The sequence below is a fragment of the Candidatus Poriferisocius sp. genome (assembly GCF_965204015.1).
Lineage (GTDB): Bacteria > Actinomycetota > Acidimicrobiia > Acidimicrobiales > Bin134 > Poriferisocius.
The window spans coordinates 686,394-707,435 of record NZ_OZ241965.1 but is presented as its reverse complement, the minus strand read 5'-3'; the positions used below and the strand labels follow the sequence as shown (position 1 = coordinate 707,435).

The window sequence follows — 21,042 nt, the reverse complement described above, 5'->3', positions numbered from 1 at the left end:
GAGAAATAGGCGCCGAGCGTCTCATAAGGGTTAGGGAGAGAAATGGGCGGTGAGCGTCCCATACGGGTTAGGGAGCTGGTGGCTTCGCCCCCGCTTGGTGATGCCGAGCTGCTGGCTGGGGAAGCCGGATTGGACGCCGTGGTCGTCGATGCTGTGTTGTGCATGCGTCTCAGAGAGGAGGCACCGCCTCGGCCTGGGGAGGTCGTGGTGTTCGACGCGTCGGCCATCGGCGAGCATCGCTACCAGATCGACATGGCCATAAGGGCCATCGCCGAGGCGGGAGCGGTCGCGCTCATCATTACCAACCCCGGGTTTGACCTCGGCATGGGGGTGCAGCGGCTGGCGAACCGGTTCGGTGTGCCATTGCTCGCGCTGGCCGACACCGATGCCATGTCCCTCACGCACCGGCTGCGGTCCCAACTCTGGGCAGCCGATATCGAGCAGGCGGCGGCGGTGGACTCACTTCTGGCCTTGCTAGGCCAGCGCCGCCTCGACACGGTGGAGAGCGTGCTTGACGCGGTTGCCGATCTCAGCGCCGCCCGGGTTTGCCTAATCGGCCGAGACCGGAGCATGGTGGCTGGCGACCCCATTGAGGTCGGCGACCGACGACTCTCGTCCGATGGAGTCTACTTAGTGGACCACGCGGCTGAAGCGGCCCTGCACAGCACCGAGATCGTGCTCGTACCCGGCGAGGGCACCGACTATTGGCTGCTGGGGGAGAGCGAGGGGTCAGATGGCGGTCAGCAGCTGCTTCGATCTCTGCTTCAGATCGGGGCTTGGTATCTCACTGCCATGTTGGCTTCGGTACGAGTGCGGGCGGAGGGGGATGCCCGCCGTCGCATCGCCGTGCTCAACGAGTTACTGGCCACGAGCGATCTTCACGAGCGCGATCTCCAGAAGCAGATGCTGGCCATGGGATGGAGCTCAGCAGGGTGGAATACAGGCCTGTACATCAAGCTCCAGGGTGCTGACTCCGCCCGCATCATCGACCTTCAGGCTGAGATGCAGGAGCGGCTTCGGGACGCAGGCCTTGACGGCCCTCTGGTAGAGCGCAACGACGGGTGGAGCGGATGGGTAACTGAGCCTGCCGAGCCCGCAGTGGAAGGTTATGCCTCACTGGTGCAGCGGCTCGGCGACGTCTTGGCAGAGTTTGTGAGCGTGCATTCGGGATTGCAGGCCCATGCGGGAATCGGCCGACCCTCTCCCGACCTGCGCGGCCTGCGCTCGTCGCTGACCGAAGCCCATGAGGCGGCGCTTATCGCCAACGCCCGATCCGACGCGCCCTCTGCCGCCGCCCATATTGACCAACTGGGGGTGCAGCGGGTGTTGATGGGCTGGTTCAGCTCCGAGGATTTTGCACGCTATGCCCGCTCGATCCTCGAGCCCGTGCTCGAACTGGACACTGGCCAGGAGCTGTTGCGAACGCTTGAGGTCTATCTGGACGCCAGTTGCTCGAACACCGACGCTGCCCAGCGGCTGCTGGTTCATCGCAATACCGTGACCAACCGGATTCGCCGCATCGTTGAAGTCTTGGGGGTGGACTTGGAAGATCCTGAGACCCGTCTTTCTCTGCAATTGGCTTGTCGAATGCTCCGGGTTAACCGGCAGCCGGACCGAGCTGTGCAAGATGCACTTCTGTAAGCAGAAATATATTCAACCTGTCTATCTCCTCATTTGACGGGCGGATTTAAGGTTCTGCTGCCCTGACGAAAGTCGGGCGTGCATCAGCAGAAGGAGATGTCCGATGGCAGCATTGTCCCGATTTGGACGCCCATTCATCTGGCTAGCCCTCGTGGTTGTTATTGCCATGGGCGCGACAGCTTGCGGCAACGATGATGACGACCAGGCTGTGCCGGAGGTCACGGCCGCGCCGGAGGCTACCCCGGCCCCAACGGCCACGACCGCGCCGGAGGCTACGACCGCTCCTGAGCCCACTCCGGCTCCAGAGCCGACCGTCGAAGATGAGCCCCTCCGCGTCGCCTATCTGTCAGCCAGCTCGGCAAACACCTGGCTCCTGTCTTCACGCAACGAGATGGAGGCCGTGGCCGCAGCCAACAACGTCGAGATCACCGAGTTCGACGCCCAGTTCGATCCCAGCAAGCAGACAACCCAGTTCCAGGATGCCATTGCCGCGGGAATCTACGACGGCGTCATCCTGGTGTCGATCAACGGCATCGCCTCGGCTCCAGACATCGAGGCTGCGCTAGCTGCGGGCATGGAAGTGGTCATCCTCAACCAGGTGGTGGGTGAGGACTTCACCACCTCAGATCCGCAGGTGCCCGGGGTGAGCGCCAGTGTCATCGCCGCTCCGTTCCAAAATGGCAAACGGCTCGGCGAGCTGGCCGTGCGGGCTTGCGCCGACTTGGACCCGTGCAAGGTGGTCTATTTCTACGGCATCAAGGGGGTGCCGTTGGACGAAGCGCTGCGAGCCGGGTTCGACGAGGTGATTGCCGACTATCCGGCTATATCCATTGTCGCGGAGGGCGAGGGCAAGTACCTCGGCCCCGAAGAGGGCATAAACGTCACCCAGGACATCTTGCAAGTTGAACCCGACTTCAACGTCCTCGTGGGTGCCGACCAGTCGGTGCAGGGGGCAGAGATCGCGCTAAACGATGAGGGCAAGCTGGACCAGGTCAAGCTCATCGGCCTGGGCGGCTCCGAGCCGGCAATCGACGGCATCGCCAGCGGACGCTGGTTCGCGGGCGTCTTCGGCGCACCGGGCGATGAGGGTCGGATCGCTATGGAGGCCTTGGTGTCCGCCCTTACCGGCGGCCCCGATTTCGGCGGAGTGGACCCGTTGGTCGACCTTCCTGACAATGGACTGATGACCGCCGATAACGTGGCATTGTTCACCCCGCAGTGGGCAGGCTGATCGATCGGCCTTGCCCTGAACTCAAAGCAGCGGGGGCAGAATTAGAAGAGCAAGCCCATGAGTGGTGACGAAGCGTTGGTAAGCGTGCGAAACGTCAGCAAGCGCTTCGGCGCCACCCGGGCCCTATCTGACGTGTCGGTGGCTTTCCACCCCGGTCGGGTACACGGGCTTGTTGGAGAGAACGGCGCGGGCAAGTCCACCCTCGGCCGTATTCTCCTCGGGATTCATGCCCCTGACCAGGGCCAGCTCATTCTCAACGGTTCGCCAACAAAGCTGAGCGGACCTGATGAGGCCGCCTCCTATGGATTAGTAGGTGTGGCACAGGAACTTTCGTTGCTTCCCGCCATGAGAGCGGTGGACAATATCGTCCTGGGATCGGAGGAGTGCATCGGTCCCTTTGTAAGCGATCGAGGCAACCGCAAGAGAGTGGAATCGCTGGTCGCCCAGCATGGACTTCAAGTCCCCCTGGATGAGAACGTCGGCTCGCTCTCGGTGGCCGATCAGCAGAAAGTCGAAATCCTGCGAGCCCTGGGGCGGCGGTCCCGACTAGTCGTTTTCGACGAGCCCACTGCTCGATTGGCTAGCCACGAGGCGGTCGAGTTACGCCGCACAGTCCGGGAGCTGGCCAACAGGGGAGTAGCCGTCGTTTACGTGTCGCATTTTCTCAATGAGGTCTTGTCGGTATCAGACACGGTCACGGTGATGCGTGACGGCTGCGTGGTCCGCACTGCTCCTGCGGCCGAGGAGACGTATGAGTCCCTAGTTGAGGGCATGACAGGCCGTTCTATCGGGGACGCGTATCCCCCCAAACCACCCCAACCGAGCGATGATGAACCGGTCGTACTGGGAGTGAAAGGCCTCGGTCGGGCTGGCGAGTTCTCCGGTGTTTCCTTCAGCATCAAGAAGGGAGAGATCCTGGGGTTGGCTGGACTTGTCGGGGCTGGTCGAAGCGAGGTGGCCCATGCGGTGTACGGCGCTACTCGTGCCAGTACCGGCACTGTTGAAGTATCGGGAAGCCGCCTGTTGGGAACTGTGGCCGATGGACTCTCCAAAGGGGTCTCGCTCATTCCTGAATCCCGCCGGGATCAAGGCCTAGTAGTGGGGCTCTCGGTAAGGGACAACACCACATTGCCCCATCTTCGGAGATTTATTGGTCGACTCGGGATTCGGGTCAAACAAGAGGAAGCAGCAGCTGGCCAGGCCATCCAAGAGGCTGGCGTCAAAGCCGAGGGCTTGTCTGTGCCAGTGAACACTCTCTCCGGCGGCAACCAGCAAAAGGTTCTCTTTGCCCGAGCCATGCTGGGCCAGCCTCAGCTTTTCATTGCCGATGAACCAACCAGGGGGGTCGATGTCGGATCGAAGCGAGCCATCTACGACGTAATCGGCCAACTAGCCCGATCGGGTGCTGCCGTGCTGCTGGTGTCGTCGGAGCTTGAGGATGTCGTGGAGATGAGTCATCGCGTGCTGGTCATGCGCCTAGGCCAGATCGTGGCCGAATTCACGGGGGAGGAATTGACCGAGACCAACATCCTCAATGCGGCGTTTGGTACAGAGCACCTAAGCAGTCTCCCTCCCACACCGGATTCAGAACAGGTGTGATCCGGTGACTCAGGTCGTGCATGTTCTGCGTCGCTACGGCATTGCGATTGTCACGGTTGCCTTGTTTGCATTTCTGGCCGCCACTACCGACAGCTTTCTCAGCCAAGCCAACTTCCGCAATGTCTTGGATCAGCAGTCAGCGCTGCTGATAGCAGCTTCGTTTGCCACTATCACAATGATTGCCGGTGGATTCGACCTTTCGGTGGCCTCGGTGTTCGTTGTGGCGCCGCTGTTTGCTCTCCAAGTTGAGAATGCCACCGGTAACGCTCTCCTGGCTGTCCTCGTCGGGGTGGCCGTTGGGCTGGGCGTTGGAGTGGCCAATGGACTGATTGTGACCACATTGAAGGTCAACTCCTTTATTGCCACCCTGGCGACTTCATTCATGGTCTTTGGCGCTGGGTTCTTGATCAGTGATCGAAGCGTCCTACGGGCCTCCACCGATGCCTACCCAGCGATTGCCCGAACCCGTTTCTGGGGACTGACCACCGCTACTTGGATCGCGTTCGGGGTGGTGGCTGTGGCCTGGTTGTTGCTGAGCCGCACTCGATTCGGCCGCCATGTCTATGCCACCGGAGGGAATGCCGAAGCCGCCCGTTTGGCCGGTGTTCCCGTTGCCCGAGTCAAGACGATTGCATTTGGGCTCGCCGGGGCCGCAGCAGGGCTGGCCGGAGTGGTGTCGTCATCACGGACACTGTCCGCATTGCCCTCTGATGACTTCAGCTTCGTGTTCGGGGTTATCGCAGCGGTGGTTGTCGGCGGTACATCGATTGCTGGGGGTGAAGGCGCGGTATGGCGCACCGTTGCGGGGGCGTTCTTTATCGCTTTGATGGTGAACGGTTTCAACCTGCACCAAGTCGATCCGATCTGGCAGCGGGTCATCCAAGGAGGCGTGATACTTGGCGCGGTGGCCATCGACTCCTGGACGCAGCGCCGACCGCAATAGGCCCAATGAGGTCGCAACGGCAGGATCGAACGGTTGATGTTGCCGTCATCGGCGGCGGAATCGCGGGCGCGTCGTGCGCATATCACCTTGCTCGAGAAGGGCTCGGCACCGTGTTGGTGGAGCGGGAGACGGAATTGGGCACTCATAGCACTAGTCGCTCGGCGGCCACGCTGTTGCCTGGTTATGGAGGGCAGGAAAACGACGAGCTGACTGAAGCCGGAAGACCATTTTTTGCATCCTCCGCCGAAGGGATGGCCGAGCACCCATTGCTGGCTCCTCGCGAGTTGCTCTGGATCTATCCGCGCGAACCCGAAGGGGCAAACCATGATCTCCCTGGCACGGTGCCAATTGACTACGAGGCAGCGCTAGCGATGTGTCCGGTCTTGCGTCCAGAGGCGATTGACGCTGTTGCTTGGCAGGCCGGCGTATACGACATCGATGTCGACGGTCTATTGCGTGCCCTGGTGCGCGGTGCCACCCACCACGGAGCTGAAGTGCTGCTTGCTTCAGAGGCCGCCAGCCTTCGCCGCCAAAGGGGGTACTGGCTGATGGAGGGGGGAGCAGAGATCAGAGCTCGGGTGGTGGTCAACGCGGCGGGGGCGTGGGCCGATGAGCTGGCCGAGCGATCGGGGTTAGCGCCGGTGGGCTTCCGAGCGCTGAAACGGACGGCATTTGTTTCGCCGGTTTCGACCGGCCAACAAGACATGGCCATGGTGGTGTCCGCGGACAATTCCTTCTACTTCAAGCCCGATGTCGGCGGCCTCATGCTTTGCTCCCCGGCCGATGAGACTCCGGTTGCTCCAGGGGATCCTCGTCCCGAAGAAATTGATGTGGCCTACACCATCGACCGGATCAACGTTCACACCACGCTTCAGATCAGAAGTGTGCGCCGGGCATGGGCGGGCCTTCGCGTCTTTGCCGCCGATCGTCGCCCGGTGATCCGACCCCACCAGGACGATGCCACCTTCATCTGGTGCGCGGGCTTGGGGGGCACAGGAGTGCAGACTGCACCTGGGGCCGGCCAAAGGGTGGCTGAGATAGTCCAGGGATTGTTCTCGTCGGATTGGTAGCTCCAATTGGCAGCGGGTTTCAGGATGAGTCCCACATCTTCAGACCAGCTCTCCCTTATCGTGTCGGCGATGAGGCTTGAGCGGGGGTTCTATGCCCGAGATCCGCGGGAGGTGGCCCCGGACTTGCTGAATAAGGTGCTCGTTGCTGGGGAATGTCGCGGCCGGATCGTGGAAGCGGAGGCTTATGCGGGTTCCGACGACCCGGGCAGCCATGGCTATCGGGGAATGACCCCTCGGACCGAGGTCATGTTCGGCCCACCGGGGCGGCTATACGTGTACTTCACCTACGGCATGCACTGGTGCGCCAACGTGGTGTGCGGCAAAGAGGGGGAGTGCGCCGCGGTGCTGCTGCGGGCGCTGACCCCGCTGGCCGGCGTTGACCAAATGTGGGCACGGCGCCCGGCGGCGCGCCGGGATCGGGATCTGTGCAGCGGGCCGGCCAAACTCACTGCCGCACTGGGGATCGACGGAGCCGCCAATGGCGCCGACCTGTTAACCGCCGACGCAGGGATCGAGGTGCTCGACGACGGGACCGCGCCGCCGCTTGATCCGGGCTGCTCGGTCCGCATCGGCCTCAGCGCCGGGGCCGACCTTCCGTGGCGCTGGTACGTTTCCGGCTGTCCCGACCTATCCCGCAAAGGCTGATGAGGAGATGACCTGGCTGAGCACTGGCGACGCGGCCTTGGCCTTCGCCGATGACCTGGCGGTAGCCCGAGAGCAGTTGGCCGAATTCGATGACGAGCTGGGCGACCGATATCGAGCGCTGATCGACGGCCATCCCGATGCCTGTGTGAGAACGTGTCGGCCCGGGCACCTCACCGGCTCGGCCCTGGTGGTGGACAGTACCGGGGCCAACACGCTGTTGATGCTCCACGCCAAGTTCGGCCGCTGGCTTCAGCCGGGAGGCCATGCCGATGGCGATGCCAACCTGGCCGCAGTGGCGCTGCGGGAGGCAACCGAGGAAACCGGCATCGAAAACCTTCGCATCTGGCCACAGCCCCTGCACCTCGACATCCACGAAGTGGATCCCCCTGGCGAGGATGCCCATCTGCACTTCGACGTGCGCTTCCTAGTGCAGGCTCCCGCCGATGCCCAGCCACAGGGCAACCACGAGTCCCGAGGCTTGCGCTGGGTGCCGCTGGACGGTGTGGCTGCCCTTGGCTGTGACTCCGGGTTGGTGCGCCTGGCTGAGCTCGGTGGCGAGGCCCTCGAAAGGCTCCCGCGCCCCTAGGGGCGCACGGCGATCAGATACGGTCGCAGGCGATGCGACGGCACGGCCTGGCGCTCGGTGTCATTCTGCTTGTCTGCCTCTTCTTCACGGCCGGTTGTGTTCGGGGCAGTTCGCCAACCGGCGACGGGTCGTCGGGAACGGCCGATGGGGCCTTCGCGGGAACCGTCAAGCTGGGAGCCGCGCTGAGCGAAACCGGCAAATACGCGGTGGAGGGCAAGGACTCCCGCCAGGGTTATGACACGTGGGTGCGCTGGGTCAACGACGTCTACGGCGGCATCCGCATCGGTGCCGGGCGCTACCGGGCCGAGATCGTGTACTACGACGACGAGTCCGACGCCGACACCGCGGGCAACTTGGTCCAACGCCTCATCGACGAGGACAAGGTGGACTTCCTCCTCGGTCCGTACTCCAGCGGTCTCACCACCGGGACCAGCGCCATTGCTGAGGCCAACAACGTCTTGATGGTGGAGGGGAACGGCACCTCCGACACGATGTTCGAACGGGGCTTCCAAAACCTGTTCCTGGTGGCCACCATCGCCAGCGATTACACCCGCTCCGGCATCGAGGCCCTCGCCGACCGGGGGGCTACCACCGCGGTGATCGCCTACGAGGACACCTCGTTTGCCACCGCGGTGGCCAGTGGCGCCGCTCGCCACCTCAAGGCCAATGGCATCGAGGTCTTGGCTTCCGAGACCTACCCCAAAGACATCCAGGATGTCTCGGCCATCATGACCAAGTTCCGCAACCTCGGTCCCGACATCTTCGTCGGCGGCGGTCACTACAACGACGCAGTCCTGTTCGTGAACTCGGCCAAAGAACTGGGCTTCCAACCCGACGGCATGCTCATCACGGTCGGCCCGTCCAATCCCAAGCTCATCGAGGAACTCGGCGCCGACATCGACGGCGTGCTCGGGCCCACCCAGTGGGAATCCACTATGGCCTACGAGGGCATCTACTTCGGCACCGCCGCCGACTACGCCGCCTACTACGAAAGCCTCTGGGGGGAGCCGCCCGTGTACCAGGCCGCCAGCGCCACCGCGGCCGCCCTTGCCCTGCACCTCGCCATCGAAGCCGCCGACTCCACCGAGACCGACGACGTCCGCGGCGCCCTGAGGGACTTGACGGCCGAAACGTTCTACGGCCCGATCAGCTTTGATGGGCGGGGCGTCAACACGGCCAAGCCGATGGGCACGGTGCAAGTGCAAGGCGGCGAGATCGTCATCGTCGCCCCCGACGCCGCCGCCACTGCCGGCCTTCGATATCCCTTGGGCGACGGCGCGATGGGATCAGCCGGACCCGTGGGCCAAGTATCAGATCTGGGCCAGCTTCCCCAGGCCATCGTCAACGGCATCGCCCTGGGCGGCATGTATGCCGTGCTGGTGCTGGGCTTCTCCATCATCTGGGGGGTGATGGGGGTCATCAACATCGCCCACGGCGAGTTTGTGATGGTCGGTGCCTATCTGGCGTGGCTGGGGAACGACCTGTGGGGAATCGATCCCTTCGTCTCGGTCCCGTCGGTGTTCATCTTGATGATGGCCCTTGGCTACATAGTGCAGAAGGGCCTGGTCAACCACGTCATCAACCGGCCCCATCTGGTGTCGCTGCTGGTCATGTTCGGCTTGGCGATCATCTTGCAGAACGCCATGAAGCTCATCTTCTCGGCCGACTTCCGACGGTCCAGCACCTCACTCGACGGGAGTTGGCGGGTGACCGACACCCTGACGGTGCCGGTCACCAAATTCTGGATCCTGGTGATCGCGCTGGGCGTGTTGGGCTGTCTGAGCCTGCTTTTGACCCGCACCCGGCTGGGCAAGGGCATCCGAGCGGCGGCGCAGAACCGGGAAGCCGCCGGCATCGTCGGGATCGACGTGGGCAAGGTGTACCTGATCACGTTCGCCATCTGCATCGGCATCACCGGCGCGGCCGGGGCGATGGTGAGCCCGGTGTTGGCCGTTCAGCCCTTCCAGGGGCCGCCGCTGACGCTCAAGGCGTTCGCCATCACCGCCATGGCCGGGCTGGGCTCGATTCGGGGAGCGCTGGGCGGGGCCATGCTGCTCGGCCTTGTTGAGGCCGTCTTGGCGCTGTACGTGGAGGGCGTGGGCACGAACCTGGCCGTGGTGGCCTCCTTCGTCATCTTGGTGGCCGCGCTGGTGCTCCGACCCCAGGGCATCTTCAAAGGACTGCGTCCGGTGGACGCCACCGCGTCATGAACCTGCGGCGGCAATGGCTAGGCGGCCCCGGGGGGCGCTTGGTGGTGCGGATCGCCGCGGTCGCCGCGCTCGCCTGGCTGATCGTGCTCCCTCTGGCCGGAGGCACCAGCGACTCCACCCTGTTCACGTTCACGCTGATGTTCACCGGCGTAGCGGTGGCCATCAACTGGAACCTCACTGGCGGGTTCATCGGCTACGTGGACTTCGGCCACGCCGTGTGGTTCGGAATCGGCGCCTACATCACGGCGATCCTGATGTCGCTGCAATCCAACGGCCTGGGCATCGGCTGGCCGCCGATCCCAGCCATCCTGCTGGGAATGGTTATCGCGGGGGCGCTGGCCGCATTGATCGGCCGGTTCACGATGCACCTCAAGGGTCCGTATTTCTCCATCGCCATGCTGGGCACGTTCGTGGCCATGCGTGAGATCGTCAGGACCTGGGGTGGGCTGACCGGCGGAGGCGTCGGCCTCACCCTGCCTCCTTACCTGAACCGCCAACTGTTCTACTACCTGGAACTGGTGCTGGTGGTGGGGCTGATCGGGTTGACGTGGTGGCTGCGCCGAACCCGCTTCGGCGCCGCGTTGGTGGCGATCCGAGAGGACGAATTGGGCGCTCAGATGCGGGGGATTGCCACCACTCGGCTCAAGGTGGTCGTGTTCAGCTTCGCCGGCGCGTCCACCGGACTCTTCGGGGGCCTGTGGGCCTACCAGAACACCTTCGTCGACCCCGACATCGCCTTCATCGAGACTCGCACCATCGATGCCATCATGGGCACCCTCCTCGGCGGACTCGGCACGGTGATCGGTCCGATCCTCGGCTCGGTGGGGCTGTACTGGCTGCGCGAAGTGCTGTGGACCAACCTGCTCGACTACCACCTCGTTGCCCAGGGCGTGCTGTTGATCGTGATCGTGCTGTTCTTGCCCAAAGGGATCGTCGGCCTCTTCGACCCCCGGGCGGTTTCGCTGCGCAAGTTGTGGCGCTGGGGGGCGGCCGAGTCGGCTCCACAGACGGAGGACGATGTCCTATCGGATAGCGGCCCTGCCCCGCCGATCCGCTCGGCTGAGCCGGCCCGAGCCCGCACCATTCCGTCCGGTGAACGCACACGGGTCGTGGAGGCAAATGGCATCGTCAAGCGCTTTGGAGGGCTCACCGCGGTCGACGGGGTCGACATCGAGGTCTTCTCCGGTGAGATGGTCGGGCTTATCGGCCCCAACGGCAGCGGCAAGACCACGCTATTCGACTGCCTCAGCAGAGTGCACGGCCTCGACAACGGGTCGATTCGCCTCGGGACCACCGACATCACCCGGCTGTCGCCCTATCAGGTCGCTCGGATGGGCGTGGCCCGCACATTCCAGGTCATCCGGGTGTACCGCGACCTCACGGTACGCGAGAACATGGAACTCAGCGTGCAGTGGGGCGAGATCGGCCTCCGCGGGCTGTTCCGGCGAACCGACACTGCGACCCGGGCCAAGGCGGAGCAGCTCATGGAATTCCTGATGCTGGCCCCGATGGCCGACGAGGCCGCCGGCACCCTCTCCGGCGGCCAGCGGCGCCTGCTGGAAATCGGCATGGCGCTCATGAGCGATCCGACCCTGGTTCTGCTCGACGAGGCCACTTCGGGCATCAATCCGACTCTGGTGGAAGACATCAAGGACCGCTTGATGTCCATCAACGCCGAACAGGGCGTGTCGTTTCTGATGGTCGAGCACAACGTCCAGTTCGTGGCCCATCTCTGTGAGCGGGTCGTGGTGCTCGACTCCGGCCGCAAGCTGGCCGAGGGCACTCCTCGCCAAGTGATGGAGGAACCCGCGGTGATCGAGGCCTACTTCGGAGCTCAAGGCCACCAAGACCCACCCGAAGACGGCGGCCGCGCGGGAGAGGCGGAGAGCCCGTGAGCCCGGCCCAGCCAGGGGGATCGCTGCTGGAGCTGCGGTCGGTGCGAGCCGGCTACGTCGCCGGGCACGACATCATCCGCGGCATCGACCTCGAAGTCCATCAAGGCGAGATTGTCTGCGTCATCGGCCCGAATGGCGCCGGCAAGTCCACGGTGTTCAAGGCGGTGTACGGCCTGGTGCCGGTACGGGCCGGAAACGTGGTGTGCGATGGTGCCGACATCACCAACATCGCCCCCCAGGACGCGCTCTCCACTGCGGGCATCGCCATCGTGCCCCAACTGCGCAGCACCTTCGCCCAGATGACCGTGCACGAGAATCTGGAGCTGGGTATGTACCAGTGCCGGGACAAGACCCGGATTCGCGAACGCATCGAGTTCGTGTGCGACCTGTTCCCCAAGCTGGCTGCCCGATCCCGCCAGGCGGCCGGCACGCTTTCGGGCGGCGAGCAGCGAATGATCGAGATCGGCCGCTCGCTGATGTGGGAGCCGCGGCTGGTGCTGATGGACGAGCCGTCGGCCGGCCTCTCCCCCCTGGTGACCGCGGAGGTGTTCGAGACAATCCGGCGGCTGAACCAGGAAATCTCGCTGACCGTGCTGATGATCGAGCAGAACGCCCGCCAAGGCCTAGAGGCCAGCAACCGCGGCTACGTCATCGAGCAGGGAATCGCCACCTATCAGGGCCTCTCCAAAGACCTGTTGGCCGACCCCGATGTCCGGCGGGCCTTTCTGGGAGTCCGCGGCGAAGTCGCCTAGCCGATATCCAGCGGGTCGCCGCAGGAGGGCATGCGGTTGCGGTCGGCGAAGGCGTCCAACAGGGCGTCAACCCCTTCTCCCCGCTCCACACTCACCCGGAACTGGCGGTCTTCTCCGCCCCGGAGGGCCTCGGCGTGGGCCAGACGGTCGTTGAGATAGGTCTCCCAGCTACCCAGCCACAACCCCACCAGCTCACCGTCATCGCCTTCAGGAGCCGACGCGGCCAGGTCGGTCGTCATGTCGGCCAGCACTGCGGTCGAGGCTTCGATCTGGTCGGCCCGGTCGGCCAGATCCACGGCATCGCGGGCGGCCGGAAGCTGGTCGAGGTCGTCTCTGGCTTCGGCGCATCGGACCTCGGCATCGGCCACCCATTCCCGGTCTTGCAGGCGGTCGGGGTTCTCATCACCGAAGAACCAGATGGTGGCCCCGATCCAAAACACGGCGAACAGCACCACCACCGCGATGCCAATCGACAAGCCGAGTCGCCTGCCCGTCACGTACTCATTCTCCCTTGGCCGTCGACTCCCGTAGCATTCGCTCGGTGCTTGAAGAACTCGAATCCCGCGGCCTGGTGCAAGACACCACCGATCGGGATCTGCTGGCCCGAAGACTGAGCGGCGGCCCGATCAGCGTGTATCACGGCATCGACCCTACGGCCAGCTCCCTGCACTTGGGCAACCTGATCGGGGTTCTGGTGCTGCGACGGTTCCAAGAGGCTGGCCACCGGCCCATCGCCCTGGTAGGCGGAGCCACCGGCATGGTGGGCGATCCCAGCGGGCGCTCCGATGAGCGCAACTTGCTGGACGACGACACGCTGGCCGCCAACTTGTCGGGCATCAGAGGTCAGCTTGAGAAGCTGCTGGATTTCGACGGGGATGCCGAGCTGGTCAACAACTACGACTGGACACGCGAGCTCACCCTCATCGAGTTTCTCCGCGACACCGGCAAGCACGCCACCGTGAACCAGATGGCGGCCAAGCACTCGGTGCGCAGCCGCATGGAGAGCGAGACCGGTATCTCTTTCACCGAGTTCACCTACATGCTCCTACAGGCTTATGACTTCTGGTGGTTGCACTCCCACCACGACTGCGAGCTCCAGATCGGCGGCTCCGACCAGTGGGGCAACATCACCGCTGGGGTCGACCTCATCCGCCGCCGCTCCGGCGCCCAGGCCCACGGCCTCACTTGGCCACTGCTCACCCGGTCGGACGGGGCCAAGTTCGGCAAGACCGCCGAGGGGGCAGTGTGGCTCGACGCCGACCGCACCAGCCCCTATCGCTTTCATCAGTACTTCGTACAAGTGCCCGACGAAGATGTGGAGCGCAGCCTGCTTCAGTTCACCTTGCTGCCGGTGGCCGAGATCGCCGAGGCCGTCGAGGCCCATCAGGGCGATCCCGGTCGTCGGGAGGCCCAGCGGATCTTGGCGAATGAGGTCACCTCTTTGGTACACGGTCGGGCCGCGGCCGCGGCCGCTGAGGAAGTGGCCCGAATCTTGTTCGGCTCCCCGGTGGACGATATGGACGAGGCGGCCTTTGAAACGGTCGCAAACGAGGTGCCGACCTCCAACATCTCCCTCACCGCCGAAGGCGGGTTCGACCCCGCTTCGAACAGCTTTGATCTGGTGGAGCTGCTGGCCTCAACCGGGCTGGCCTCCTCCAAAGGCGATGCCCGTCGGGGGCTGGCCGAGGGGTCGGTGTACGTGAACAATGAGCGGGTTTCCGGTGAAGATGCTGTGGTGGCATCCGAGCGCCTGTTGCACGGCCGCTACCTGCTACTTCGCCGGGGCAAGCGCCGCCACCACCTGTTGCGGGTTGCATCACGGTAAAACCCCTGATTGAGTTGACGTTGCTGGTCGAGGCCGGTAGCGTTACAACCCGCCTCTGAAACGGGTAGCTCTCGGGCTGCCCGCAGGGGCAGAGCACGGTTCGGCTCGTCTGGACCGATGCGGTTCTCCCGTCAGGGTCACCGCCTCACGCTCCTTGAAAACGGAAGAGAGGACGGAAAAGCCAGTGCGGGCGACGTCTTGGCGCACCTCGCGTTCAAGTCGTCGACCTAACACAATTCCAAGGAAACCAAGTCAGGAAGGGTTTCGACCCTTTTGACTTTCCGGAATCGCTTCGTCTCGCCGAGGCAATTAGTGAGACGAGCACTTGATCGAAGGCGGTGAATCCCCTCGGGGAGGAGCTGCTGGAGATGTTGACGGAGAGTTTGATCCTGGCTCAGGACGAACGCTGGCGGCGTGCCTAACACATGCAAGTCGAACGAGGTCGCCTTCGGGCAATGACCAAGTGGCGAACGGGTGCGTAACACGTGAGGAACCTGCCCCGAAGACTGGGACAACCACGGGAAACTGTGGCTAATACCAGATGCCCTCCGCTGATCGCATGATCGGCAGAGGAAATGCTCCGGCGCTTCGGGAGGGTCTCGCGGCCTATCAGCTTGTTGGTGAGGTAACGGCTCACCAAGGCATTGACGGGTAGCTGGTCTGAGAGGACGATCAGCCACACTGGGACTGAGACACGGCCCAGACTCCTGCGGGAGGCAGCAGTGGGGAATCTTGCGCAATGGGCGAAAGCCTGACGCAGCAACGCCGCGTGGGGGATGAAGGCTCTCGGGTTGTAAACCCCTTTCAGCAGGGACGAAATTGACGGTACCTGCAGAAGAAGCCCCGGCCAACTACGTGCCAGCAGCCGCGGTAACACGTAGGGGGCGAGCGTTGTCCGGAATTATTGGGCGTAAAGAGCTCGTAGGCGGTTTGGTAAGTCAGATGTGAAAGGTTAGGGCTCAACCCTAAGACTGCATCCGATACTGCTATGACTAGAGTCCGGTAGAGGAGTGTGGAATTCCTGGTGTAGCGGTGAAATGCGCAGATATCAGGAGGAACACCGACGGCGAAGGCAGCACTCTGGGCCGGTACTGACGCTGAGGAGCGAAAGCGTGGGTAGCAAACAGGATTAGATACCCTGGTAGTCCACGCCGTAAACGTTGGGCACTAGGTGTGGGGCCTTATCAACGGGTTCCGTGCCGTAGCTAACGCATTAAGTGCCCCGCCTGGGGAGTACGGCCGCAAGGCTAAAACTCAAAGGAATTGACGGGGGCCCGCACAAGCGGCGGAGCATGTTGCTTAATTCGAGGCAACGCGAAGAACCTTACCTGGGTTTGACATGTACGGAAAAGCCATAGAGATATGGTGTCCTTCGGGGCTGTACACAGGTGGTGCATGGCTGTCGTCAGCTCGTGTCGTGAGATGTTGGGTTAAGTCCCGCAACGAGCGCAACCCTCGTCCTATGTTGCCAGCACGTAAAGGTGGGGACTCGTAGGAGACCGCCGGGGTCAACTCGGAGGAAGGTGGGGACGACGTCAAGTCATCATGCCCCTTATATCCAGGGCTGCAAACATGCTACAATGGCCGGCACAACGGGCAGCGACACCGCGAGGTGAAGCGAATCCCTGAAAACCGGTCTCAGTTCGGATTGGAGTCTGCAACTCGACTCCATGAAGTCGGAGTCGCTAGTAATCCCGGATCAGCAACGCCGGGGTGAATACGTTCCCGGGCCTTGTACACACCGCCCGTCACACCACGAAAGTCGGCAACACCCGAAGTCAGTGGCCTAACTCTTATGAGGGGGAGCTGCCGAAGGTGGGGTTGGCGATTGGGGTGAAGTCGTAACAAGGTAGCCGTACCGGAAGGTGCGGCTGGATCACCTCCTTTCTAAGGAGTTCCGTTTCCACTTGATACCGCTTAATGGTGGAATCAAGTTCGGACACTCCCAGTTGATGCACTGGTTTCTTTTGTCCTCTCTTCCGTTTTGAGGGAGTGTGATTTTCACGCTCGAGGCTCTGCCTTAACGGTCTAACTGTTTATTCGGCATCCTCCTGTGCTCTTTGAGAACTGCATAGCGAGCACGAGCATCTGATCGAAATTAGAGTTCTTCGATGTATGAATCTTCCAAGCTACGAAGAGCCAACGGTGGATGCCTTGGTGCCTACGACCGATGAAGGACGTGAGAGGCTGCGATAAGCCTCGGGGAGCTGCCGACTGAGCTTCGATCCGGGGATGTCCGAATGGGGAAACCTGATACCTGTAAAGGGGTATCACTCCGGTGTGAACACATAGCACTGGTAGAGGGAACCAGGTGAACTGAAACATCTAAGTAACCTGTAGGAAAGGAAAGCAACCGCGATTCCCTTAGTAGCGGCGAGCGAAATGGGAAAAGCCTAAACCGTGCCGGTGGAATAGCCTGGTGGCGTTGCCGGTTCGGTGTTGTGGGGCCTCAGAGGAGGAGCGCCAGATCCTCCACGAAGTTACAAATGTGCGTGGTAGTGGAATCGTTCTGGAAAGGCGAGCCGCAGGGGGTAAGAGCCCCGTACACGAAACTGCTGCACACTTCGCTGAGTGTCCCCGAGTAGCGCCGTTGCCGTGTAATTCGGCGTGAATCTGCGAGGACCACCTCGTAAGGCTAAGTATATGTAGGCAACCGATAGTGAACTAGTACCGTGAGGGAAAGGTGAAAAGTACCCCGGGAGGGGAGTGAAATAGTACCTGAAACCGTTGGTTTACAAGCAGTCAGAGCGTCGTCTCAACCCGATGATCTTCGGATCGTCAATCTGAGATCGCGATGGCGTGCCTTTTGAAGAATGAGCCAACGAGTTACGGTATGTGGCGAGATTAACCTGTGAAGGGAAGTCGGAGCGAAAGCGAGTCATAACTGGGCGTACAGTCGCATGCCGTAGACCCGAAGCCGGGTGATCTATCCATGGGCAGTGTGAAGCGGGGGTAAGACTCCGTGGAGGCGCGAACCGACCTAGGTTGAAAACTGGGCGGATGACCTGTGGATAGGGGTGAAAGGCCAAACAAACCCGGAGATAGCTGGTTCTCCGCGAAATGCATTTAGGTGCAGCGTTGTGCGTTCAACCATGGAGGTAGAGCACTGGATGGGCTAGGGGGCCGACAAGCTTACCGAACTCAGCCAAACTCCGAATGCCATGGTTCTAGAGCACGGCAGTGAGACCCCGGGGGATGAGCTTCGGGGTCGAAAGGGAAACAGCCCAGACCGCCAACTAAGGTCCCTAATTTCTAGCTAAGTGGTAAACGATGTGGGATTGCACAGACAGCCAAGAGGTTGGCTTAGAAGCAGCCATCCTTGAAAGAGTGCGTAACAGCTCACTGGTCGAGTGATCCTGCGCGGACAATGTAACGGGGCTAAAGCTAGAAACCGAAGTTGCGGATTTCTGCCATTAGGCAGGAGTGGTAGCGGAGCGTCGGGCTTGGAGTGAAGCGGCAGCGTGAGCTGACGTGGACCGAGTCCGAGTGAGAATGTTGGTATGAGTAGCGAGAGAGGGGTGAGAAACCTTTCCGCCGAAAGCCCAAGGGTTCCTGGGGAAGGCTAATCCTCCCAGGGTGAGTCGGGAGCTAAGGCGAGGCCGACAGGCGTAGTCGATGCACAACCGGTTGATATTCCGGTACCGCTGTGAACGCGTCCAGGCTTAACCGGTGTTGCTAAGGGGATGTCTGTCCCGCAAAGGGACAGAAGAAACCGACCCACACCGGAGCGGCCAGCAACGCGGGGACGCAGAGAGGTAGGTGAACCCAGGCGACGGTAGTTCCTGGGGTAAGCGTGTAGGGTGGGGCCCAGGTAAGTCCGGTCCCCATAAAGCCTGAGGCGTGATACCGAACCGCATGAGGTGAAGTCACTGATCCTGTACTGCCAAGAAAAGCCGCTAGCGAGCTTTCACGGCGCCCGTACCCCAAACCAACACAGGTGGGCAGGTAGAGAATACCAAGGCGATTGGGAGAACTATGGTTAAGGAACTCGGCAAATTACATCCGTAACTTTGGGATAAGGATGACCCCAGTAAAGTGAAGGGCCTCGCGCCCGGAGCTTGACAGGGTGGCACAAACCAGGGGAAAGCGACTGTTTACTAAAAACACAGCAGCGTGCGAAGTCGTAAGACGCGGTATACGCTGTGACGCCTGCCCGGTGCTGGAAGGTTACGGGGAGGGGTTAGCCGTAAGGCAAAGCTCTGAACCTAAGCCCCAGTAAACGGCGGCCGTAACTATAACGGTCCTAAGGTAGCGAAATTCCTTGTCGGGTAAGTTCCGACCTGCACGAATGGCGTAACGACTTTCCCACTGTCTCAACCATAGACCCAGCGAAATTGAAGTACGAGTAAAGATGCTCGTTAGCTACAGAAGGACGGAAAGACCCCGTGGACCTTTACTACAGCTTGATATTGGTGTTTGGTATGTGTTGTGTAGGATAGGTGGGAGACTGGGAAGCATGGACGCTAGTTTGTGTGGAGTCAACCTTGAAATACCACTCTGCTCATGCTGGGCATCTAACTTAGGCCCGTTATCCGGGTTGAGGACAGTGTCAGGTGGGTAGTTTGACTGGGGCGGTCGCCTCCCAAAGAGTAACGGAGGCGCCCAAAGGTTCCCTCAGCCTGGTTGGCAATCAGGCGTCGAGTGTAATGGCACAAGGGAGCTTGACTGCGAGACCGACGGGTCGAGCAGAAACGAAAGTTGGGCATAGTGATCCGGCGGTTGCGTGTGGAAGCGCCGTCGCTCAACGGATAAAAGGTACCCCGGGGATAACAGGCTCATCTTCCCCAAGAGTCCATATCGACGGGAAGGTTTGGCACCTCGATGTCGGCTCATCGCATCCTGGGGCTGAAGCAGGTCCCAAGGGTTGGGCTGTTCGCCCATTAAAGCGGTACGCGAGCTGGGTTTAGAACGTCGTGAGACAGTTCGGTCCCTATCCTCTGTAGCCGAAGGTGATTTGAGGAAGGCTGTCCCTAGTACGAGAGGACCGGGACGGACGCAGCTCTCGTGTGCCAGTTGTCCTGCCAAGGGCATGGCTGGTTAGCGACCTGCGGAAAGGATAACCGCTGAAAGCATCTAAGTGGGAAGCCTGTTCCAAGATGAGATCACCCACCGGGTAAACCGGGTAAGGCCCGTGGCAGAACACCACGTTGATAGGCCGGAAGTGTACGCATGGCGACATGTTCAGCTGACCGGTACTAATCGGCCGAGGGCTTGGTTCTACATCAATAACCTGATTTTGAACCGGATGTTCGTGCTCGCTGTGGAGTTCTTGAAGCACTGCCTCTTTGACAAGAACATATAGGTTTCGGTGGCGATGGCGGTGGGGTCACACCCGTTCCCATTCCGAACACGGAAGTTAAGCCCACCAGCGCCGATGGTACTTGGGTGGAGACGCCCTGGGAGAGTAGGTCGCCGCCGGATTTCGCAACAGATGGGGAGCCGAGAGGCTCCCCATCTTCGTTTAACCGCTGGCAACGGGGCTGTCTCGGTAGACTCATGCGGTGTCTTCCGGTGGAGGTCCTGCCCGCAAGCCTCCCAACCGCCGGAGGCCTCCTCGCCAGTCTGCGTCTCAGGACGGCCGGAGGGGGAAGCCACACTCGTCCCAAGACGGCCGAAGGGGGAGACCGCAAGACGGCCGAAAGGGGAAACACCCACGGTCTCAAGACGGCCGAAAGGGGAGGCCACCCTCGTCCCAAGATCGGCGACAGGAAAAGCCGCCACCGCCCAAGGGGCCTCGGCACATGGGCTCGGTGGCCCGCAGGGGAGCGGCCAAGATCCACGAAGAACCCCTGCCCGTCGTCGACAAAGCCCCGCCGGAGGTTGAACAGACGCCTGAGGAGGCCGAAGAAGCCCGCTTGAGGGCCGAGCGACGAGCGGCCCGGCAGGCCCGCACCAAGCAGCTCCGATCAGAGGCTCAAGAGGCGGTGGAGCGCGGCAATCTCCGCGACGCCCCGGCCAAAAAGCCCGACAAGCGATCACGGGGCCGGCGGCGCACACCATTGTCGGAGAGCGGCTCTTCATCCAAGGCCCAAAAGTTGGAGGAGGCCGTCGGCCAGCGCATGGCGGCGACGCTTCGCCAGCGGCTCGTGCGGGCCGAGGAGGCCTATGAGCAAGAGGACTACCGCAGGGCCTGGCGGTCATTGGACGGCATGGCCAAAGAGGCGCCCAAGGTCCCCGAGGTGAGGGAGCTGGCTGGTTTGACGCATTACCGGCTGGGCCGCTGGGAGTTGGCCGCCCGAGACCTGGAGGCTCTGCGAGAGCTCACCGGGCGAACGGATCTCCATCCGGTTCTGGCCGACTGCTACCGGGCTCAGCGTCGGTGGACCGATGTAGAGCTGATTTGGGCCGAGCTGCAAGCCTCCCAGGAGAGCTCGGCGGTGCTCGCCGAGGGCCGCATTGTGGCCGCCGGCGCTCTCGGCGACCAGGGGAAGCTCACTGAGGCAGTGGAGGTGCTATCCAAGAACTTCCAATTGCCCCGCCGAGCCAAAGAGCACCACCTTCGCCAGGCCTATGCCCTTGCTGATCTGTGCGAGCGGGCGGGGGAAGTACCCAGGGCTCGTCAGCTGTTCGGTTGGTTGATAGACCAAGATGAGCTCTATGTGGATGTGGCGGAGCGATTGGACGCTCTCCGGTAGCGAAAAACCC

13 protein-coding genes and 3 rRNA genes are annotated in these 21,042 nt (G+C 62.3%); 15 read left to right on the top strand and 1 reads right to left on the bottom strand.

Features of this window, described 5'->3' with window-relative positions:
- The first annotated feature begins 78 nt into the window (after positions 1-78).
- The 10 genes from ACOGJC_RS03335 to ACOGJC_RS03290 all read left to right on the top strand — a co-directional run bounded on the left by ACOGJC_RS03335 (position 79) and on the right by ACOGJC_RS03290 (position 12,572).
- Positions 79-1,641 (top strand): helix-turn-helix domain-containing protein, encoded by a 1,563-nt coding sequence (locus ACOGJC_RS03335; RefSeq protein WP_419847091.1) that lies wholly within the window; start codon positions 79-81, stop codon positions 1,639-1,641.
- Positions 1,642-1,744: 103 nt separating this feature from the next.
- The gene (locus ACOGJC_RS03330) at positions 1,745-2,872 is read left to right on the top strand and encodes a sugar ABC transporter substrate-binding protein (RefSeq protein ID WP_419847090.1); all 1,128 of its coding nucleotides are present in this window, start codon (positions 1,745-1,747) and stop codon (positions 2,870-2,872) included.
- A gap of 57 nt (positions 2,873-2,929) precedes the next feature.
- A complete protein-coding gene (locus tag ACOGJC_RS03325; protein ID WP_419847089.1) occupies positions 2,930-4,471 on the top strand; it encodes a sugar ABC transporter ATP-binding protein in 1,542 nt (513 codons plus the stop codon).
- A 4-nt stretch (positions 4,472-4,475) separates the two neighbouring features.
- Positions 4,476-5,414, top strand: coding sequence for an ABC transporter permease (locus ACOGJC_RS03320; protein WP_419847088.1), 939 nt, complete (start codon positions 4,476-4,478; stop codon positions 5,412-5,414).
- 5 nt (positions 5,415-5,419) lie between these two features.
- Positions 5,420-6,484, top strand: a complete 1,065-nt coding sequence (locus ACOGJC_RS03315; RefSeq protein ID WP_419847087.1) for an NAD(P)/FAD-dependent oxidoreductase — start codon at positions 5,420-5,422, stop codon at positions 6,482-6,484.
- A 24-nt stretch (positions 6,485-6,508) separates the two neighbouring features.
- Complete coding sequence (locus ACOGJC_RS03310; protein ID WP_419847086.1) at positions 6,509-7,129, top strand: DNA-3-methyladenine glycosylase; 621 nt, start codon at positions 6,509-6,511, stop codon at positions 7,127-7,129.
- A gap of 7 nt (positions 7,130-7,136) precedes the next feature.
- Positions 7,137-7,715: an NUDIX hydrolase gene (locus ACOGJC_RS03305; RefSeq protein ID WP_419847085.1), complete on the top strand. Its 579-nt coding sequence runs from the start codon at positions 7,137-7,139 to the stop codon at positions 7,713-7,715.
- Positions 7,716-7,747: 32 nt separating this feature from the next.
- Positions 7,748-9,925, top strand: a complete 2,178-nt coding sequence (locus ACOGJC_RS03300; RefSeq protein ID WP_419847084.1) for an ABC transporter substrate-binding protein — start codon at positions 7,748-7,750, stop codon at positions 9,923-9,925.
- Complete coding sequence (locus ACOGJC_RS03295; RefSeq protein WP_419847083.1) at positions 9,922-11,820, top strand: branched-chain amino acid ABC transporter ATP-binding protein/permease; 1,899 nt, start codon at positions 9,922-9,924, stop codon at positions 11,818-11,820. The genes ACOGJC_RS03300 and ACOGJC_RS03295 overlap by 4 nt, the downstream gene beginning before the upstream one ends.
- Positions 11,817-12,572 (top strand): ABC transporter ATP-binding protein, encoded by a 756-nt coding sequence (locus ACOGJC_RS03290; RefSeq protein WP_419847082.1) that lies wholly within the window; start codon positions 11,817-11,819, stop codon positions 12,570-12,572. Before ACOGJC_RS03295 ends, ACOGJC_RS03290 begins: the two co-directional genes overlap by 4 nt.
- Here ACOGJC_RS03290 and ACOGJC_RS03285 read toward each other — a convergent pair.
- Positions 12,569-13,069, bottom strand: a complete 501-nt coding sequence (locus tag ACOGJC_RS03285; RefSeq protein WP_419847081.1) for a hypothetical protein — start codon at positions 13,067-13,069, stop codon at positions 12,569-12,571. The genes ACOGJC_RS03290 and ACOGJC_RS03285 overlap by 4 nt on opposite strands.
- 35 nt (positions 13,070-13,104) lie before the next feature.
- Here ACOGJC_RS03285 and tyrS point away from each other — a divergent pair, with 35 nt between their 5' ends.
- From tyrS to ACOGJC_RS03260, 5 genes are all read left to right on the top strand, one after another.
- Positions 13,105-14,397 carry a tyrosine--tRNA ligase gene (gene tyrS / locus ACOGJC_RS03280; RefSeq protein ID WP_419848188.1) on the top strand — a complete coding sequence of 431 codons (1,293 nt, stop codon included), beginning with the start codon at positions 13,105-13,107 and terminating at the stop codon, positions 14,395-14,397.
- Positions 14,398-14,768: 371 nt separating this feature from the next.
- Positions 14,769-16,284: ribosomal RNA gene (locus ACOGJC_RS03275) — 16S ribosomal RNA — on the top strand.
- 235 nt (positions 16,285-16,519) lie between these two features.
- A 23S ribosomal RNA gene (locus tag ACOGJC_RS03270) occupies positions 16,520-19,616 on the top strand.
- Positions 19,617-19,701: 85 nt separating this feature from the next.
- Positions 19,702-19,818, top strand: a 5S ribosomal RNA gene (rrf, locus tag ACOGJC_RS03265).
- Together the 16S, 23S and 5S rRNA genes form the textbook arrangement of a ribosomal RNA operon.
- 320 nt (positions 19,819-20,138) lie before the next feature.
- Positions 20,139-21,032, top strand: a complete 894-nt coding sequence (locus ACOGJC_RS03260) for a tetratricopeptide repeat protein (protein WP_419847080.1) — start codon at positions 20,139-20,141, stop codon at positions 21,030-21,032.
- Positions 21,033-21,042 lie beyond the last annotated feature (10 nt).

Bases quoted from the DNA above. Each gene is read 5' to 3' on its own strand.
- ACOGJC_RS03330 (WP_419847090.1), top strand. From the start codon at position 1,745: ATGGCAGCATTGTCCCGATTTGGACGCCCATTCATCTGGCTAGCCCTC.
- ACOGJC_RS03315 (WP_419847087.1), top strand. From the start codon at position 5,420: ATGAGGTCGCAACGGCAGGATCGAACGGTTGATGTTGCCGTCATCGGC.
- ACOGJC_RS03305 (WP_419847085.1), top strand. From the start codon at position 7,137: ATGACCTGGCTGAGCACTGGCGACGCGGCCTTGGCCTTCGCCGATGAC.
- ACOGJC_RS03325 (WP_419847089.1), top strand. From the start codon at position 2,930: ATGAGTGGTGACGAAGCGTTGGTAAGCGTGCGAAACGTCAGCAAGCGC.
- ACOGJC_RS03300 (WP_419847084.1), top strand. From the start codon at position 7,748: ATGCGACGGCACGGCCTGGCGCTCGGTGTCATTCTGCTTGTCTGCCTC.
- ACOGJC_RS03310 (WP_419847086.1), top strand. From the start codon at position 6,509: ATGAGTCCCACATCTTCAGACCAGCTCTCCCTTATCGTGTCGGCGATG.
- ACOGJC_RS03295 (WP_419847083.1), top strand. From the start codon at position 9,922: ATGAACCTGCGGCGGCAATGGCTAGGCGGCCCCGGGGGGCGCTTGGTG.
- ACOGJC_RS03260 (WP_419847080.1), top strand. From the start codon at position 20,139: ATGGGCTCGGTGGCCCGCAGGGGAGCGGCCAAGATCCACGAAGAACCC.